The sequence below is a fragment of the Chryseobacterium sp. L12 genome, assembly GCF_056133985.1.
On the sequence record NZ_JBVYOF010000008.1, the window covers coordinates 43,144 to 61,346 of the forward strand.

The window sequence follows — 18,203 nt, forward strand, 5'->3', positions numbered from 1 at the left end:
GCAGTCTGTTAATAAAAATAAATTCACTGTTTTGTGCTAAAATCAGAAAAATGAACATCCTAGATAAAATCATAGAACGAAAAAAACAGGAAATTGCAGAAGCAAAATCCAGAATTCCACTTGAAAAACTAAAAGATTCAGCGTTTTTCGGAAGACCGACTTTTTCGTTAAAGGAAACCATCAAAACGAAATCGGGAATCATCGCAGAATTCAAACGAAAATCACCAAGCAAAGGGATTATCAATGATAAAGTTTTGCCTTTGGAAGTTGTTTGCCAATATGAAAAATTTGGTGCGAGCGCAGTTTCAATATTGACGGATGAAGATTTTTTCGGTGGAAGTTTTGATGATATTTTAAGCGTTAGAAATCATCTTCATATACCGATTTTGAGAAAAGATTTTATGATTGATGAATACCAGTTTTATGAAGCCAAATCTATAGGAGCCGATGTTATTTTGCTGATTGCAGCTTGTCTTTCACCAATTCAGGTTTCCGAATTTACAGAATTGGCACATTCTATCAACCTTGAAGTTTTGCTGGAAATCCATTCCGAAGATGAGCTGAAACATATCAACAACAATGTTGATTTTGTTGGAATCAATAACAGAAATTTGAAAGATTTTAAAGTCAATTTGCAGCATTCTGTCGATTTGAAAAATCAGCTTCCGAAAGACATTATATCTATTGCAGAAAGCGGAATTTACAACGAAGAAGATTTTAGATTTCTGAAAGAACAAGGATTTGACGGTTTTCTGATGGGCGAATATTTTATGAAGAGTGAAAATCCCGGAGAAAAATTTGAAACTTTTATAAAAAGTATGATGTAAAATGCATAAAGTATGAGTACAAATAACCAACAACTAACAACCATTAACCATCAACCAAGACTAAAAGTTTGCGGATTAACAAAACTCAATCAGATTAAAGAATTGATTGATCTAAAAATTGATTTTTTGGGGTTTATCTTTTATGAAAAATCGCCACGTTATGTTCTTAATCATTTGAGTTTAAAACAGATTTCTGAAATCAATCACCAAGGAAAAGTTGGCGTTTTTGTAAATGAAGAATTGGAGAAAATCATTAAAATTTCAGAACAGGCAAACTTGAATTTCATTCAGCTTCACGGTGATGAAACTGAAGATTTTATTTCAGAATTAAGAAAAAAGCTAAATTCAGAAATTAAAATTATAAAAGTTATTAGGGTTGGAAGCGAGAAAACAGAAGTCAAAAGTGAAATTAAAAAAGTTTTCGACTTCGCTCAGACTGACAACCATCAACCAAAAACCATCAACTATCTACTGTTCGATACCGATTCCAAATCTTTTGGCGGAACAGGAAAAACTTTTGACTGGAATGTTTTGAACAAAATTGAAATTCCGGTTCCTTATTTTTTAAGTGGCGGAATTTCGTTGGAAAATATTAATCAACTATCAACCATCAACCATCAACCAATTGCTCTTGATATTAATTCAAAATTTGAAATCGAAGCTGGTAATAAAGATTTAGAAAAAATAAAAGAATTTATAAATCTGTTAAAAAGTCCCAAAGGGATATTTTAGCAAAGAATAGAATGGAATCTTATTTAATTAAAATTTAAGATATGCCACAGTCATTAGTCAAAAATTACGTTCACATTATTTTCAGGACAAAATATCGTGAAGATTTTATTGATGAAAATATTGAAAAAGAATACAATATGGAATATGATGAAAAATATCTCTGGGATTAATTCGTAATTCCTTGACTTTTTATGGATCGGATTGTATCCTATTCTTTATTAAATTGTCCCTTTGGGACTTCCTAAAAATATTAATTAAAATTATGAACTTTCAAAACCCAGATAAAAACGGTTACTACGGAGAATTCGGCGGTGCTTTCGTTCCCGAAATGCTGTATCCGAATGTTGCCGAATTACAGGAAAAATACATCCAGATCATCGAATCCGAAGAATTCCGGCAGGAATTTCAGAATTTGCAGAAAGATTATGTAGGACGTGCTACTCCACTCTATTTCGCTAAAAACCTGAGCGACAAATACCAGACACAGATTTATCTGAAAAGAGAAGATCTGAATCACACCGGAGCGCATAAGATCAACAACGCTTTGGGGCAGGCGTTGCTCGCAAAAAAATTAGGAAAACACAGAATTATTGCAGAAACAGGAGCCGGACAACACGGCGTTGCAACGGCTACAGCTTGTGCATTGCTTGGTTTGGAATGCATCGTTTACATGGGTGAAATCGACATCCAGAGACAAGCACCCAATGTTGCCCGAATGAAAATGTTGGGCGCCAAAGTTGTTCCGGCAACATCGGGTTCAAAAACCTTAAAAGACGCTGTGAATGAAGCTTTGCGAGACTGGATCAATAATCCTTCTACAACACATTACATCATCGGAAGTGTGGTTGGTCCGCATCCTTTTCCGGATCTGGTGGCGAGATTTCAATCAGTAATTTCAAGAGAAATCAAAGAACAATTAAATGAAAAAATCGGCAGGGAAAATCCGGATTATGTGATTGCCTGCGTTGGCGGTGGAAGTAATGCAGCAGGAACTTTTTATCATTTTGTAAACGATGAAAATGTTAAAATAATAGCCGCTGAAGCTGGCGGATTTGGTGTGAGTTCCGGTAAATCGGCGGCAACGACTTTTCTTGGGACTATCGGTATCTTGCACGGAAGCCAAAGTCTGGTGATGCAGACCAAAGACGGACAGGTTATTGAACCACATTCGATTTCAGCCGGTTTGGATTATCCTGGAATCGGACCGATGCACGCCAATCTTTTCAGTTCAAATCGAGCAGAATTTTTCAGCATCAATGATGACGAAGCTTTGAAATCGGCTTTTGAGCTTACCAAAATCGAAGGCATTATTCCTGCTTTGGAAAGTGCTCACGCTTTGGCTGTTTTAGATAAGAAGAAATTTGCGAAAGATGATGTAGTTGTGATTTGTCTCAGCGGACGTGGCGATAAGGATATGGAAACTTATTTGAAACATCTTTAAATCTGTAAAATGTAAAACGTATTAATGTATTTATGATTCTCAATCGTTAATACATTTTACGTGAATACTTTAATACATTAAACAAAATGAAAAAACTAAACATATATTTCACAGCCGGCATTCCAAAGCTGGAAGATACAGGCAAGATCTCCAGATTAATCCAAGATTCGGGTGCGGATATGATGGAAATCGGAATTCCGTATTCTGATCCGGTTGCAGATGGACCTGTAATTCAGGATGCGCATTCTCTGGCTTTGAAAAACGGAATGTCTATCAAAAAACTTTTTGAACAATTAGCTGAGATCAAAGAATCTGTCACTATTCCGAAGATATTAATGGGTTATCTGAATCCTGTTCTTCAGTTTGGTTTTAAGAATTTTTGTCAGAAATGTTCGGAAGTAGGAATTTCGGGATTGATTATTCCTGATTTACCTCCGATTGAATTTGAAAATAAATATGGGGAAATTCTTAAAAAATATAATCTAAACTTCACTTTTCTCGTGACACCGGAAACGCCGGAAGAGCGCATAAAATATCTTGATTCCCTAAGTTCAGGCTTTTTATATGCAGTAAGTTCATCTTCTACTACAGGTAACGAGAATGCTGTTTTGAAAAATGAAAATTACCTTGACAGATTAGCTTCATTAGAATTAAAAAATCCTGTTTTCATTGGTTTTGGAATCAAGAATAAGCCGGATTTTGAAAACGTGACGGAAAAAGCGCAAGGTGGAATTATCGGAACCGCTTTTGTAAAGATTTTGCTGGAAAATAAAAATTGGGAAAATGAAGCTGCCAATTTCATTCATTCTGTAAAAGCATAAAAATCACTAAATTTGTTTCATTAAAATATATAATGAATACACATCAGAATAAAGTTGTAGAATTTGAAGATTTGGGAACCAAAGACTATCAGGAATCCTGGAATTATCAGGAGTCTCTGATGAAAAATATTATTGATCTGAAAATCAAAAACCGTGATCTTCCGGAAGAACAGCACATCACAACGCCCAACCATTTCCTTTTGGTAGAACATCCGCATGTCTATACTTTAGGCAAAAGCGGACATGAGGAGAATATGCTTGCAGGAATTGATAAATTAAAAGAGATTGAAGCCACTTTTGTAAAGGTAAACCGTGGCGGAGATATTACTTATCATGGTTTTGGGCAGATTGTCGGGTATCCTATTCTCGACCTGGAAAACTTCTTTACCGATATTCATAAGTATATGCGTAATCTGGAAGAAGTAATTATAAGAACCATTGCTGAATTCGGACTGAAAGGTGAGCGTTCTGAAGGGGAAACCGGTGTCTGGCTGGATGTTGGAAAGCCTTATGCCAGAAAAATCTGTGCAATGGGTGTAAAAGCGTCAAGATGGGTAACCTTACATGGTTTTGCACTCAATGTGAATACTGATATGCGCTATTTTGAATATATCATTCCGTGCGGAATAAAAGACAAACAGGTAACTTCTTTGAAAAGAGAACTTGAAAGAGAACTGACCTCTGAAGAAATGGAAGGCATAAAAGCTAAAATCAAAAAACATTTTGCTGATGTTTTTGAAGCAGAATTGATGATCAAAGCCATGTAATTCTTTATACTCCTTATTAATTTATTTCTTATAATCAAAAATCAGCATTAATTTTTTTTACCGACTTTTGCAACCCTTTCCATAATTTGAATATTCATGAAACTTTGTATTGCCGAAAAACCAAGTGTTGCCAGAGATATTGCTAAAGTTTTGGGCGCAACAATGCCTAAACAAGGTTATATGGAAGGAAACGGCTATTGTGTGACATGGACTTTCGGACATCTTTGTACGCTGAAAGAACCTCACGATTATGGTCCGCAGTACAAATCGTGGAATCTTTTTCTGCTTCCCATTATTCCTCATCAGTTTGGAATTAAACTAATACCAAATAAAGGAGTGGAAAATCAGTTTAAAGTCATTGAAAAACTGGTAGAAAACTGTGAAGAGGTCATTAATTGCGGGGATGCCGGACAAGAAGGAGAACTGATTCAGCGGTGGGTTTTGCAGAAAGCAAAATGCAATAAGCCGATCCGTCGTTTATGGATTTCTTCATTAACGGAAGAAGCTATTAAAGAGGGTTTCGCCAATCTTAAACCTGCTGAAGATTATAAAAATCTATATCTTGCAGGAAATGCAAGGGCCATTGGAGACTGGCTTCTGGGCATCAATGCAACCCGTCTTTTCACCAAAAAATTCGGCGGAAATAAAGCAGTTCTTTCAATCGGAAGGGTTCAGACTCCTACTTTGGCAATGCTGGTACAGCGCCAGAAAGAAATTGATGCTTTTACCATAGAAGAATACTGGGAACTGAAAACCAAATACAGGGATGTAATTTTCAATGCCGCTATAGACCGCCTCAAAACTTTAGACCGTGCCGAAAAAGGTCTGGATTATTTAAAACAAAATCTATTTGAAATTGTTTCTTTTGAAATTAAAGAAGGTAAAGAAAAAAATCCGAGACTTTTTGATCTGACCGGGCTCCAGGTGGAAGCCAATAAAAAGTATGGCTATTCTGCGGAAAATACCCTTAATTATATCCAAAGTCTCTACGAGAAAAAGCACGTAACCTATCCTCGTGTTGATACCACTTATCTTGCTGAAAGTTTATATCCGAAAATTGAAGGAATTCTGCGAAGCATGAAGTTTTATCAGGATCTGATTACTCCCCTACTTCAGGAACCAATTCCTAAGTCGAAAGCTGTTTTTGATGACACAAAAGTGACTGATCACCATGCAATTATTCCGACAGAAGTTCCGCCTTCGCAAAATTTAACCCGGGAAGAAAAACTGATTTATGATTTAATAGCCAAACGTTTTATCTCGGTCTTTTATCCTGAATGTAAAATCTCCAATACTCTGGTAGAAGCAAAAGTAGGAACAATACCTTTCAAAACCAGCGGAAAGCAGATTCTGGAACCCGGATGGAGAATTGTTTACTCCAAAGAACCCAAAGAAGAGCCTTCTGATAAAGAAAAAGACAAGGATGAGGAACAGACTATTCCTGAGTTTGTTGCCGGAGAAACCGGACCGCATGATCCTATGATACATCAGGGAAAAACTTCACCACCAAAACCTTATACAGAAGCAACCCTTCTTCGTGCTATGGAAACCGCAGGAAAACAGGTAGATGATGATGAACTTCGTGAAATGCTGAAAAATAACGGGATCGGAAGACCATCTACCCGAGCTAACATTATCGAAACACTTTTCAAAAGAAAATATATTGAAAAGAAAAGAAAAAACCTCATCGCAACACCAACAGGAATTCAGCTGATTGATACGATTGAAGACGAACTGCTGAAAAGTCCTGAACTAACAGGAGAATGGGAACTTAAGCTCCGAAAAATTGAAAGCGGTGAATATGAAGCCAACCAGTTTAAAGAAGAGCTGATCCAAATGGTCACCAATCTTACCAAAAAAGTAGTCGACGGAAAAGGAAAAATCATCACATTGGAAGAAGAAAAATCCGAAACCAAAGAAAAGAAAAAGAGAGAACCGGCTGTAAAAAAAGATTTGCCTGCATGGGAAGAAACAAAATGTCCGAAATGTAAAGATCATCATTTGATGAAAGGTAAAACCGCTATCGGATGTTCGGATTTTAAAAACTGTGGGTTTAAAATTCCGTTTGAAATATTTGGTAAAAAACTTTCCGAAAAACAATTGATGGATCTTATTTTAAAAGGAAAAACCTCCAAACTGAAAGGTTTTAGTTCACATCCTGAAAATATAACAGAAGGAATTATTTCTTTATCTTCCGAATTTTCAGCGGTTTTAGTTTAAGGTAACAGAATGCGGGATGCTTATTTAGTGATCTAATTAATATCCCACATTCTGTAAGACTTCAATTCCCGAAAAATTATTTCAAATAAAGTTTCATTCTTGCCTCATATTCCGGTTTGGTTTTCAATAATTTCCAAATCTTTTTATCATCAGGATAGCTGATTCTGTAGTACATGATTTTATCCGCAGAATATTTAAAATAAGGATGATTTTTCAGCCAGTCTTCAGGAGCATCAACCAAAGTATATCTCTCTACTTTAGAATTATCAAGCGGAGCAATATTTAAAAGTTTCTGAACCAATTCTTTATCTATATTATACGTTTCAAGAATCTGTTCTTTGGTCATGAATCCGCCAAGCTTTTTGCGAAAACCGATCATAGAACCTGCACTTTTCTCATCCAGTCCAAATTCCAAAAGCTGTTTAAAAGTTATCGAATTCAGTTCAGTTTTTGTGAAATCTGTTTTTTCCTGTTTTATTTCTGCTTTTTTCTGCTCAGAATTTTTTGCAGCTGTTGAAGGATCAAGCTTAATAAATGGTTTTAAGCTTTCAAATTTTTCCTGAGAAATTACGAAACAGTTTTTAAGATCGTCCAGAGTTTTAAAACTGCCTTTTAGATTTCTGTCACGATAATTTACAATCACATTAGCCTGTTTTTCAGAAAATCCAAGATTTTCCCAGCCTTTTTTATCTAACTCATTCGGATCAAAAGCTGTAAGTTTAATTGGTGACTTAGATGGTGTGGCAAACGATTTAAAATTTGCAGGAGTTTTAGCAGGCAGAATAATATAAGGTTCCAGCTTTTGGTAGTTTTCATCGCTGATAATAAAACATTCTCTGAATTTTTCTTTGCTTATAAAACTTCCACCCAGATAATCTCTGTACTTTAAAATAGCTGCAGATTGCTTTTCTGAAAAACCCATTGTCTGCCAATCGCTTTTAGTGAAATGATCAGGATTAAATTTACCATTAATGATCAAAGATTTTTTCTTAAAATTTTCAGAATGATAGTTAGATCTAGATTCAGAGCTGTTTTCAGGAAGCAGCAAAAACGGTTCAAGCTCATTGTATTTTTCCGCTGAAACGGCAAAACACTTTTTGAACTGCGCTTTGGAAATAAAATTACCGCCGACAATTTCTTTATACTTTAAAATAGTTTTAGTTTGTTTTTCGGAAAAGCCAAGCTTCTGCCACTGATTTTCATCTAAATCGTTTGGATTGAAGGCTGAAAAGATTTTAGAAGACGAATTTTCCGTAACAAAGGTAATTTCAGGAAATTTTTCTTTCTTTGTTGCTGAATATTTTTTGAAAGCAAGTAAAGTCAGGAGCACAACTCCAAGCACAGCCATTTTCTGATAATAATTTTTCCTCATCTTTTATGTTTTAATAAACTAAAGATAAGAATTATTTTTTATGCCGAAAATATTGAATATTATTTTTAACCTAACAGAAAAGCAGTTGTTAAATTCTTATTCCTCATTTTTTTCTGCCAAAGAATCTTTCAGTTTCAAAAGTTCAGCTTTTACAAACTCCAGTCTGTCAATAATAGTGACTGTTTCAGAAATTTTACTGTTGGTAGTCAATGCGATTTTGGCTCCATCCAATGTGTAACCTTTTTCTTTTACCAAATGATAAATGATTTTAAGATTTTTGATGTCTTCCGGAGTAAAATAGCGGTTTCCTTTTTTATTTTTCTTAGGCTTAATAATGGGAAATTCCTGCTCCCAATATCTTATCAATGAAGCATTTACATCGAATGCTTTAGCAACTTCTCCTATCGAATAATACAGTTTGTCGGGTAAATTTATCTTCATTACGTTGAATCCTGAAAATTCAAAGATAAATATTTTTGAAACTACACTACAAATCGTACATTGTAATCTTTAAAATTAAAACATGAAAAAGGAGAAAGTTTTGGGTATTGTTGGTTTAATTTTGGTATTATTCAGTTGCCAATCAACAAAATATAAAAATATGTTTGAAGAAAACACCGAGCCAAAATTAATTTCAGATCAGTTCAGTTTTACAGAAGGTCCTGCTGCCGATAAATCAGGAAATGTTTACTTTACCGATCAGCCTAATGACAAAATTTACTTTTGGGACTGGAAAACCAATAAGATTGAACTTTTTTCGGACAAGACTGGTCGTGCCAACGGAACTTTTTTTGACGAGAATGACCATCTGATTACCTGCTCAGACAATGAAGGTGAAATATGGAAAATCAGTAAAGACAAATCTGTAGAAGTTCTTTCTAAAGGTTTTGAAGGAAAAAGACTGAATGGACCAAACGATTTGTGGCTGGATGATTTTGGCGGAATTTATTTTACAGACCCGTTATACGAAAGAGATTACTGGAAAAATTTCAAAGTAGAAATTCCAGAGAAAAATCTTTATTACAGAAATAAAAACGGTAAAATATCAAAAATTGAGACTTTTGTTCAGCCTAACGGAATTATTGGAAGTAAGAAATTAAAAAAACTGTATGTTTCCGATATTGATGGCGGCAAAACGTACGTATATGATATTTTGGGAGAAGGACGGCTGTCTGAAAAAAAACTATTCTGCGAAATGGGCTCAGACGGAATGACACTTGATCAGGAAGAAAATCTTTATATTACGGGAGACGGCGTTACTGTTTTTAATAATAAGGGTGAAAAAATTCATCATATCAAAATTCCTGAAGACTGGACGGGAAACGTTACCTTCGGAGGAGAAAAAAATAATATTTTATTTATTACAGCTTCAAAATCTGTCTATACTTTACCTACAAAAACCAGTGGTTTACATTAAAATTACTGATGATCGTAAAAACTTACAGAGAAAATTCAGGGAATGATCAGTATTGATGATTCCCTTTTTTAATATTTATTGCTCCACTTCTTTTTAAGTTCGTCCCCAATCTTTTTTTCAGTAGCATTATTTCCGGGTTCATAAAATTTCACATCTTTTATTTCTTCGGGTAAAAAATCCTGATCTATAAAATTTCCTTCAAATGAATGAGCATATTTGTATTCTTTTCCATAATCCAGATCCTTCATCAGTTTGGTTGGAGCATTTCTCAAATGCAGCGGTACAGGCAGATTTCCCGTTTTTTTCACGAAAGCTAAGGCTTCGTTAATTGCTGCATAGGCAGAATTGCTCTTCGGGGAAACTGCCAGATAAATTGCCGTTTCGCTCAGTAAAATTCTTGCTTCAGGATTTCCTATCACATTGATTGCCTGAAAACAGTTGTTTGCAATAACCAATGCATTCGGATTGGCAAGACCAATATCTTCTGAAGCTAAAATCAGCATTCGCCGGGCAATAAATTTAATATCTTCACCACCTGCAATCATTCTGGCAAGCCAGTATACCGCTCCGTTTGGATCACTTCCGCGCATAGATTTTATGAATGCCGAAATAATATCATAATGCTGTTCACCATTTTTGTCATAAAGCGCCATTGTTTCCTGTAAAACCGACATCACATCGTCATTGTCAATCTCGTGCTTACCTGAATTTTTAAACTGGTTCAGAACCAATTCAACAGAATTAATCAGTTTTCTGCCGTCACCTCCGGAATATTGAATGAATGCTTCTTTTTGTTTGATGATAAAATCTGAATTTGCATCCTTATTGAATCTTTTAACAGCAATTTCAATAAGCTCTTCCAATTTCTCGTAGCTTAAAGCTTTCAGAATATACACCTGACTTCTGGAAAGCAGTGCGGAAACTACCTCAAAACTAGGATTTTCTGTTGTTGCACCTATTAAAACCACCCACCCTTTTTCTACCGCATGAAGCAGCGAATCCTGCTGAGATTTATTGAACCGGTGAATTTCGTCAATGAATAAAATTGGAGATTTTCCTGAGAAAAGGTTCTGCTTTTTGGCATCTTCTATTACATCGCGAACATCTTTCACTCCAGAGGAAACCGCAGAAAGTTTGAAAAATTTTCGTCCGGATTTTTCTGAAATAATTTCTGCTAGAGTTGTTTTACCTGTTCCCGGCGGTCCCCAAAGAATAAGGGAGTTTAAGGTGTCATTCTCCAGCATTTTTCTTATCGTGCCTTTTTCGCCGGTAAGATGTTCCTGTCCTAAAACTTCATCTAAAGTTTTAGGTCTTAACCGTTCTGCTAATGGAATATTTTGAGCCAATGTGATTGATTTAAAATAAATTTGAGAAAAATTCCGCTGATTTTGTATACAAAGTTTATAATCGACCAACATATTGTTTTACACGACCAAAGCCTTATTTCAGCACTGAAACTTACAACAAATTTAAACTAATTTTCAATTTTTTACGCTATTTTTGCAATGTTTTGAAATTAACATTGAATAAAATCATCACGTTTCCGCTGGTAATTCTCATCAGATTTTACCAATGGTTTATTTCGCCTTTACTTCCGAAAAACTGCCGCTACGAGCCTACATGCTCACATTATATGGTAGAATCTTTACAGATTCACGGCATTTTTAAAGGATTCTGGCTTGGTGTGAAAAGAATTTCAAAATGTCATCCGTGGGGAGGAAGCGGTTATGATCCTGTTCCGCCTAAAAAATAATAAGCTAAAAAATTTCATAATGAATAATTTATTCTTTCGAATTTATCTTTTGATTTTTGCATTTTTTGTGCAGAATATATTTGCTCAAAATTATCCTGATGGTGTTTCTGATGCCAATCTGGTAGTCAATAATCAGGCAGTTCCCGTTAAAGTTTTTTCTACCACAGATGCGCAGACTTTTGCTGAGTTTGCCGGAAAAAATACTTCCAACAACTTAATTATAGTCAATACTGCCAATCTTGAATCTAAAGGCGGATGGGGAGCTTTTTATGACAATTCTTTTGCAGTTCTGAAGCAGAATGGCTATCAGTTTTTAAATGAAGATTTTAAGCCGACAGAAAATAAAGCAGATTTCAAATATATCACTAAAATCAAGCAGCCACTGAAAGAAGAAGATCAGGTTTCGCTTGATACAGCGTATAAAATCTGGGATCCTTCCGTAGGTATTCATTTAGGTCCGGTTACGCTGCATTATTACAGTCTGATGTTTGTTTTTGCATTCGGATTCGGATATATACTGATGAAGAAAATATTTGACATTGACCATGTTAATCAAAAATATCTTGATCCTCTTTTTACATGGACTTTGCTCGGAACAATTTTGGGAGCGAGATTGGGACACGTGATCTTTTATCAGCCAGAACTCTTCAAAGATGATTTTTTAAGTGTGTTTTTGCCGATCAGAACAAAACCAGAACTGGAGTTTACAGGATTTTCAGGACTTGCAAGTCATGGAGCAACCATTGCCTTAATATTTACAACATTATATTATTCATTTAAAATAATTAAGAAAAATCCGTTTTGGGTTTATGACCGATTAGGAATTGTAGTTGCTCTGGGTGGTGCTTTTGTACGTTTAGGAAACTTTTTCAATTCAGAAATTGTGGGAAAACCGGCAGATTCCAATTCACCATTTGCAATTCTTTTTCCACAGATGAGCGACGAATACGGAATTACTGTTCCAAGATTTCCGGGTCAGCTTTTTGAAGCGACAGGATATGTATTATTGTTTGTTCTTTTGTGGTTTCTGTACAGAAAAACTGATAAAAAATATCAGCAGGGCTGGTTATTCGGATTGTTTTTTATCATACTTTGGGCCATCAGATTTTTTGTGGAATTTTTGAAAGAGCCACAGGGAAAAGAATTTATTTCTATTGCGGGACTCAATACAGGTCAGGTTTTATCTATTCCTTTTATGATTGCAGGTTTATTGATCATGATCTACTCAAAGAACAATAAAATTGCTCCTGAAGCCGATAAAACTTTTTAAGTTAAAATATCAATTATACAAACCGTCTTCTCACAAGACGGTTTTTTTGTAAAACTTAGTGATTATTATGCTGAACAAAAGTGAATCTACGGTACATTTCTAATCTCTGTTTTTGCGGAAATTACTTAAATGACATTTAAAATTTTATTAATTTTAAAACTCCTAAAACTTCATTATATGGCTTCACAAAAATCACTCTCAGAACAACAGACTTTTGAAATTTTGAATATTTTGAAAAAAAGATTTGATCTGCACAAAAATCGTCATCTTAATATGGACTGGACAAAAATTGAGGAAAAATTAAATGACAATCCTTCAAAACTTTGGTCTCTTTACCAAATGGAAATTTCCGGAGGTGAACCTGATGTGGTAAGTGTTGATGAAAATACCAATGAGTATACTTTTTTCGATTGCTCTGCTGAAAGTCCTAAAGGAAGGAGAAGTTTTTGCTATGACCGTGAAGCTCTGGACTCAAGAAAGGAAAATAAACCTCAAAATTCAGCAATTGAGTCTGCTTCAGACATGGAAATAGAGATTCTGAATGAAGAACAATATCGTTTTCTTCAAACTTTGGGAGAATTTGACCTTAAGACATCAAGCTGGATAAAAACACCGGTCAAGATCAGAAATCTGGGCGGTGCCTTATTTTGTGACCGTCGCTATGATGCCGTTTTTACTTATCATAACGGAGCTTCTTCCTACTATGCTGCAAGAGCCTTTAGAGGGTGTTTAATTGTTTAATTTCAACAATACCGTAACTTACAGACACAAAAAAACCGCTGATCAACAGCGGTTTCATTTATAATCAAAAATCTACCAGATTTTAATTCTTTCTTCAGGTTTTTTATACAATTTATCACCCGGTTTTACATCAAAAGCTTTGTAAAAAGCATCTACATTGATAAGAGGTCCGAAACTTCTGAAATATCCAGGAGAATGCGGATCTGTTTTTACCTGATTCACCATATACTTTTCGCTTGATAAAGTTCTCCATACTGTTGCCCAGCTAAGGAAAAATCTTTGATCCTGAGTATATCCGCTGATGTTCCCCGGATTCCCTTTATCTTTAAGATACATTTGTAATGCATCATAAGCAATGCTTACTCCACCCAAATCAGCAATATTTTCACCATTGGTAAAAGTACCATTCACAAAAGTTCCTTTTACAGGTTCATATTTATCATACTGAGCTGCCAAAGCTTTGGTTGCTTTCTCAAAATTAGCTTTGTCTTCAGGAGTCCACCAATCCACAAGATTACCGTCTGCATCAAACTGCGCACCAGAATCATCAAATCCGTGGCTCATTTCATGACCTATTACTGCTCCGATAGCACCGAAATTCACCGCAGCATCAGCTTTAGGATTAAAAAACGGAGGCTGAAGAATTGCAGCAGGGAAAACGATCTCGTTATATACAGGATTATAATAAGCGTTCACCGTCTGCGGAGTCATTCCCCACTCTGTTTTATCTACCGGTTTTCCTACTTTCTCAAGTTCTTTGTTATACTGCCATTCAGCAATATTCTGAAGGTTAGCATAAAGGTTTCCACCTTTAGATTCAGGAACGATTTTTAATTTAGAATAATCTTTCCATGTATCAGGATATGCTACTTTAACGGTAAATTTATTCAGTTTTGCCATTGCTTTTTCCTTAGTTACAGGAGACATCCAAGCCAAATTATTGATATGAACAGCAAAACTTTTCTTTAGATAATCTATCAGCTCAACCATTTGGGCTTTTGCCTCTGCCGGAAAATATTTTTCTACGTAGAGTTTCCCGAAAGCTTCACCCAAAGATCCGTTGATCAACTCATACCCTCTTTTGTTCAAAGCTCTCTGTTCCTGCTGTCCTCTTAAATATTTACCATAAAAGTTAAATTTTTTGTTTCCTAAGTCTTCGCTCAGATACGAAGCACTTCCGTTGATCATGTGAAACTTAAGATAATCTTTGATTACAGGAAGATTTTTTACATTCACCAACTGGTCAAAGTTTTTATAATAATCCAATTCACCAATGATTACTCTGTTGGTATTTACCCCTACTTTCTTCAAATATGAAGTAAGGTCTATATTTTTTACCAAACCTGAAAGCTCAGCCATTGTCTTCGGATTGTACTGTAATGTATTATCCCGGCTCTGCTCATTGGTAAGCAGGTGCTTTGCAATATTTTTTTCGTAGTTGATGATTCCTTTTGCTGCTTCAGCAGAGTTTTTGTAACCTAGCTCTGCAAGCATGGAAGCTACATATTTCTCGTATTCTGCAAGAGCTTCTGTATTTTTGGCATCTTGTTTCTGGTAATAGTCTCTTCCCATTCCCAAAGTAGCATCGCCCAGATAAACCGCATTCATATTAGAATCCTTAAGATCTGCATAGACTCCCCATGCGTAGAAATTATTTTCACCGTCTTTCGTTACTGAAGTTAAATAATTTTGTAAATCTGTAAGATTTTTAATTGCATCAATTTTTTTGATGTTTTCCTGGATTGGCTTAATTCCGTCAGCATTTCTCTTATCCATATTCATGTACGTTGCGTACAGATCCTGAATTTTTTTTCCTTCGCTGCCTTCAGCAAATTTATCCTTCAGAAGAGAATTTAAAATTGTCATGGAATTATTGTCGGTGTCCTCCGCCAATTTGTTGAAACTTCCCCAAGTTGGTTTATCTGAAGGAATTTGAGCTGTTTTCATCCAGCTTCCGCTTACGTAATTATAGAAATCATCCTGCGGACGTACTGATTTATCCATCAGGCTAATATCTAAACCATAATCTTTCTGTACTGTCTGACTTGATTTTGTCTGAGCAGTAAGTGTTGTCTGTGAACAAACCCCGGCTAATAAAAACAAGGAAAATGTTAGCTTTTTCATATGTAGATTTTATTGTTTTTTTTAAATTAAATACATGCTTAAGGTGTTTCTGCCTGAGCCGCATTATTTTTCATCGGAGTTTGTGTTTAAAACAACAGATTGTTTTTAGTAACGATATGTTCTGTTATTTTGAGATAAGTATCTTTTTTTAATTATTTGTTACTCAAAATTAAATTAATTTGAATAGATAAACCACAAATTATTTTTCAATTAAAATCCCGACTAAATCCTGAATAATTTTCTGAGAAACAAAATAAGCAAAATCCTGTCTTTCCAAATATGGAAGAAAAAGTTTGAAGGTTTGAGAATCATTTTTGACTCTTATAGAATAATAAACCGTTCCTACCTCTTTACCGTCTTCACCTTTACCAGGACCGGCAACCCCCGTAGTAGAAAGAGCAATATCTGTCTGAAAAAGTTTTTGGCAGCCTTCTGACATTTCTCTTGCTACCTCTTCGCTTACCACTGTAAATCTTTCTATTGTACTTTCAGACACATTAAGAGTCTTGATTTTCATTTCTGTAGCATAAGTAACAATTCCCCCTGTAAAAAATTGGGAACTTCCGGGATTTGAAGTAAGCATTTTTGCCAGTTCTCCACCCGTACAGCTTTCTGCGGTAGAAATAGCCATTTTCTTTTCGTTTAAAATTTCAGCCAGAATTTTCTCTATTTTATCTTCCTTTGTTGCAATAATATGGTCACCGATGATCGGAAATAACTTTTGAATTTGATTTTCCAGCTGAATTTGTAGAAACTGTTCGTTCTCACCGCTTGCAGTAAGCTTTAGTTTTACCCGGGTTCCGATTGGAAGATAAGATAATGCCATATTATCCGGAAGCTGCAATTCCCAGTTTTCAATCCTATCTGCCAGAATACTTTCAGGAATCCCAACTACAGACACTATTCTTGCAACAATATATTCTAAACTGAATTTTTGCTTTAAATAAGGAATAATCTGATCCTTAATTAAAGGTTTTACTTCATAAGGAACTCCCGGCAAACTGAAAGACAGCTTATTTCCGTTGGGCATCATCATACACGGAGCTGTACCATAATGATTCTGAAAAACCGTACATTTTGTAGGCACAAAAGCCTGTTCGCGGTTTCTTTCTAAAATTTCTGTTCTTCCACGCTTTTCCATGTAAGCCTTAAGGTGTTCAAAAGTAACCTCATCCAGCGCAATTTCATCATCAAAAAAATCTGCCAGTGCTTTTTTTGTTTTATCATCTCTTGTCGGACCCAAACCGCCTGTTGTGATCACCAGATCAGCAAGTTCAAATGCCGATTTAAGGGTATTTTTTATTATTTGTATTTCATCGGAAATAGTAAAAATCTGTACCACTTTTATTCCTATATTTTTGAGCTCTGTAGCGATAAAATTGGAATTGGTATCAATGGTGTTTCCTGAAAGAATTTCGTCTCCGATGGTAATAAGTACGGCACTTTTCATACATTAATTTTATATGCAAATGACGTAAATTTCTTCTTTGCAGACAAAAGAAAATGATTTTTTATATCTTTGGATGCAACAGACAATTATTATAATTATTTATGCTAAAATATGATGATGCTTCATGGCATTCCGGAGAAAATTTCCCTGAAGATGTGCCTCGTAAAAACTGCGCCACACACATAGGAATGTTTCTGAGCTGGTGCATGGAAAACAATCTGATCTCGGATAGCCTAAAAGAAAGAACTGCCAATGAAATTGAAAAATTAATCCAGAGAAAGATCACCGGAGCAGAATTTATCCTTACAGCAATGGATGGAAAATTGTCAGAATCTGATCTGAATAAATTCGGAAACAGTTTTGCCAAAGATTACTATGCAGACGATACCGATTTTGGAAATCAATACAGTTCTTTTGCTGATGATTATATCAATCTTTTTGATACAAAAGCAGAACAAAATGGAGAATCTTACAAAAGTTTTTATCATATAGAAGACACCCATGAAAACTACTTTTTGATGCGGCAGATGATTGATTACCGTTTTGAAGAATGGAAGGTTTATAAAAATCTGAATTAAAAATCCGATCTACTTTATGCAGACCGGATCTTCTTTTTTTACTGCAATAAGACAGGCTTATTTTCTTACAGTCCATTGTTCAAAAAAATCTTTTACTTTATCCAAACTATAGCCTTTGTTTTCCTCCAGAACATCGCTTTGCTGTATATGAAGCAACTTTCCGCTCTCATCAAGAACTATAAAAACAGGATAGCCAAATTTTTCACCCGGATTGCCAAATTTTTCAAAAACCTTTTCATTTTTGTTTTCCGGCGAATAGTTTAGATGATAATATAAAAAATTAGCATCTACCATTTCTTTCAGTTCAGCATTGGTCTGCACAAATTGGTTAAACCTAAGGCACCAGATACACCAGTTTCCTCCTGCCTGTATCATAATGTTCTTTTTCTCTTTTTTTGCTTTTGCTATAAGATTTTCCAGATCTTTTTCTGCGTCAGCTTTCGGATTGTAAGGCTTGGGTAATTTCACTTTTTCTTCAGCCGCTTTTTTCTTGGCTTCAAGTTCTGCATGTTCCGTTTTTATCAATAAAGCCTTATCAGTTTCCTTCTTATCTGTCGTGTCTTTTAATTGCTGAGAATAAGTAAAGATTCCCAGACCCAAAAACGCTGTTAAAAACAATTTTTTCATACTATAAAAATAAAAAAATAAGTGTAATTATAAGCAAATTTAAAACCATAATAATTTTATCAC

The 18,203-nt window shown here is 35.1% G+C and carries 18 protein-coding genes; 12 read left to right on the forward strand and 6 right to left on the reverse strand.

What is annotated here, in order from left to right; all coding sequences use genetic code 11:
• Positions 1 to 50 precede the first annotated feature (50 nt).
• The 7 genes from trpC to AC0NBN_RS05160 all read left to right on the forward strand — a co-directional run bounded on the left by trpC (position 51) and on the right by AC0NBN_RS05160 (position 6,808).
• Positions 51 to 827 carry an indole-3-glycerol phosphate synthase TrpC gene (gene trpC, locus AC0NBN_RS05130; protein ID WP_160811984.1) on the forward strand — a complete coding sequence of 259 codons (777 nt, stop codon included), beginning with the start codon at positions 51 to 53 and terminating at the stop codon, positions 825 to 827.
• A gap of 12 nt (positions 828 to 839) precedes the next feature.
• Positions 840 to 1,559: a phosphoribosylanthranilate isomerase gene (locus tag AC0NBN_RS05135; RefSeq protein WP_474467336.1), complete on the forward strand. Its 720-nt coding sequence runs from the start codon at positions 840 to 842 to the stop codon at positions 1,557 to 1,559.
• 41 nt (positions 1,560 to 1,600) lie between these two features.
• Entirely contained in the window at positions 1,601 to 1,729 is a 129-nt protein-coding gene (locus tag AC0NBN_RS05140; RefSeq protein ID WP_474467339.1) for a hypothetical protein, read from the forward strand.
• Positions 1,730 to 1,821: 92 nt separating this feature from the next.
• Positions 1,822 to 3,000 carry a tryptophan synthase subunit beta gene (trpB, locus tag AC0NBN_RS05145; protein ID WP_160811985.1) on the forward strand — a complete coding sequence of 393 codons (1,179 nt, stop codon included), beginning with the start codon at positions 1,822 to 1,824 and terminating at the stop codon, positions 2,998 to 3,000.
• Positions 3,001 to 3,086: 86 nt separating this feature from the next.
• Positions 3,087 to 3,821: a tryptophan synthase subunit alpha gene (gene trpA, locus AC0NBN_RS05150; protein WP_160811986.1), complete on the forward strand. Its 735-nt coding sequence runs from the start codon at positions 3,087 to 3,089 to the stop codon at positions 3,819 to 3,821.
• A 32-nt stretch (positions 3,822 to 3,853) separates the two neighbouring features.
• On the forward strand, positions 3,854 to 4,588 hold the full coding sequence (gene lipB / locus AC0NBN_RS05155; protein ID WP_143884427.1) for a lipoyl(octanoyl) transferase LipB: 735 nt from the start codon (positions 3,854 to 3,856) through the stop codon (positions 4,586 to 4,588).
• A gap of 96 nt (positions 4,589 to 4,684) precedes the next feature.
• The gene (locus AC0NBN_RS05160; protein ID WP_160811987.1) at positions 4,685 to 6,808 is read left to right on the forward strand and encodes a type IA DNA topoisomerase; all 2,124 of its coding nucleotides are present in this window, start codon (positions 4,685 to 4,687) and stop codon (positions 6,806 to 6,808) included.
• 76 nt (positions 6,809 to 6,884) lie between these two features.
• On the opposite strand, the gene AC0NBN_RS05165 is transcribed toward AC0NBN_RS05160, so the two are convergent.
• Positions 6,885 to 8,180, reverse strand: coding sequence for a helix-hairpin-helix domain-containing protein (locus AC0NBN_RS05165; protein ID WP_160811988.1), 1,296 nt, complete (start codon positions 8,178 to 8,180; stop codon positions 6,885 to 6,887).
• 96 nt (positions 8,181 to 8,276) lie between these two features.
• Positions 8,277 to 8,621 (reverse strand): MerR family transcriptional regulator, encoded by a 345-nt coding sequence (locus tag AC0NBN_RS05170; RefSeq protein ID WP_143884430.1) that lies wholly within the window; start codon positions 8,619 to 8,621, stop codon positions 8,277 to 8,279.
• An 82-nt stretch (positions 8,622 to 8,703) separates the two neighbouring features.
• Between AC0NBN_RS05170 and AC0NBN_RS05175 the strand changes: the two genes are divergently transcribed.
• Positions 8,704 to 9,597, forward strand: coding sequence for an SMP-30/gluconolactonase/LRE family protein (locus AC0NBN_RS05175; protein WP_160811989.1), 894 nt, complete (start codon positions 8,704 to 8,706; stop codon positions 9,595 to 9,597).
• A gap of 68 nt (positions 9,598 to 9,665) precedes the next feature.
• Here the strand turns inward: AC0NBN_RS05175 and AC0NBN_RS05180 are convergent, their stop codons facing one another.
• Positions 9,666 to 10,943 carry a replication-associated recombination protein A gene (locus AC0NBN_RS05180; RefSeq protein ID WP_160811990.1) on the reverse strand — a complete coding sequence of 426 codons (1,278 nt, stop codon included), beginning with the start codon at positions 10,941 to 10,943 and terminating at the stop codon, positions 9,666 to 9,668.
• 176 nt (positions 10,944 to 11,119) lie between these two features.
• Here AC0NBN_RS05180 and yidD point away from each other — a divergent pair, with 176 nt between their 5' ends.
• The 3 genes from yidD (at position 11,120) to AC0NBN_RS05195 (ending at position 13,361) form a co-directional block, all read left to right on the forward strand.
• The gene (gene yidD / locus AC0NBN_RS05185) at positions 11,120 to 11,350 is read left to right on the forward strand and encodes a membrane protein insertion efficiency factor YidD (RefSeq protein WP_228400581.1); all 231 of its coding nucleotides are present in this window, start codon (positions 11,120 to 11,122) and stop codon (positions 11,348 to 11,350) included.
• A 424-nt stretch (positions 11,351 to 11,774) separates the two neighbouring features.
• Positions 11,775 to 12,620, forward strand: a complete 846-nt coding sequence (gene lgt / locus AC0NBN_RS05190; RefSeq protein WP_160812028.1) for a prolipoprotein diacylglyceryl transferase — start codon at positions 11,775 to 11,777, stop codon at positions 12,618 to 12,620.
• Between the two features lie 177 nt (positions 12,621 to 12,797).
• On the forward strand, positions 12,798 to 13,361 hold the full coding sequence (locus tag AC0NBN_RS05195) for a DUF4256 domain-containing protein (protein WP_160811991.1): 564 nt from the start codon (positions 12,798 to 12,800) through the stop codon (positions 13,359 to 13,361).
• 72 nt (positions 13,362 to 13,433) lie between these two features.
• Here AC0NBN_RS05195 and AC0NBN_RS05200 read toward each other — a convergent pair whose 3' ends face one another.
• Positions 13,434 to 15,485 (reverse strand): M13 family metallopeptidase, encoded by a 2,052-nt coding sequence (locus tag AC0NBN_RS05200; protein WP_143884435.1) that lies wholly within the window; start codon positions 15,483 to 15,485, stop codon positions 13,434 to 13,436.
• Between the two features lie 199 nt (positions 15,486 to 15,684).
• Positions 15,685 to 16,935 (reverse strand): CinA family nicotinamide mononucleotide deamidase-related protein, encoded by a 1,251-nt coding sequence (locus AC0NBN_RS05205; protein WP_143884436.1) that lies wholly within the window; start codon positions 16,933 to 16,935, stop codon positions 15,685 to 15,687.
• Positions 16,936 to 17,036: 101 nt separating this feature from the next.
• On the opposite strand from AC0NBN_RS05205, the gene AC0NBN_RS05210 reads away from it, so the two are divergent.
• A complete protein-coding gene (locus AC0NBN_RS05210) occupies positions 17,037 to 17,513 on the forward strand; it encodes a DUF7832 domain-containing protein (RefSeq protein WP_143884437.1) in 477 nt (158 codons plus the stop codon).
• 57 nt (positions 17,514 to 17,570) lie between these two features.
• Here the strand turns inward: AC0NBN_RS05210 and AC0NBN_RS05215 are convergent, their stop codons facing one another.
• A complete protein-coding gene (locus AC0NBN_RS05215; protein ID WP_143884438.1) occupies positions 17,571 to 18,140 on the reverse strand; it encodes a thioredoxin family protein in 570 nt (189 codons plus the stop codon).
• Positions 18,141 to 18,203 lie beyond the last annotated feature (63 nt).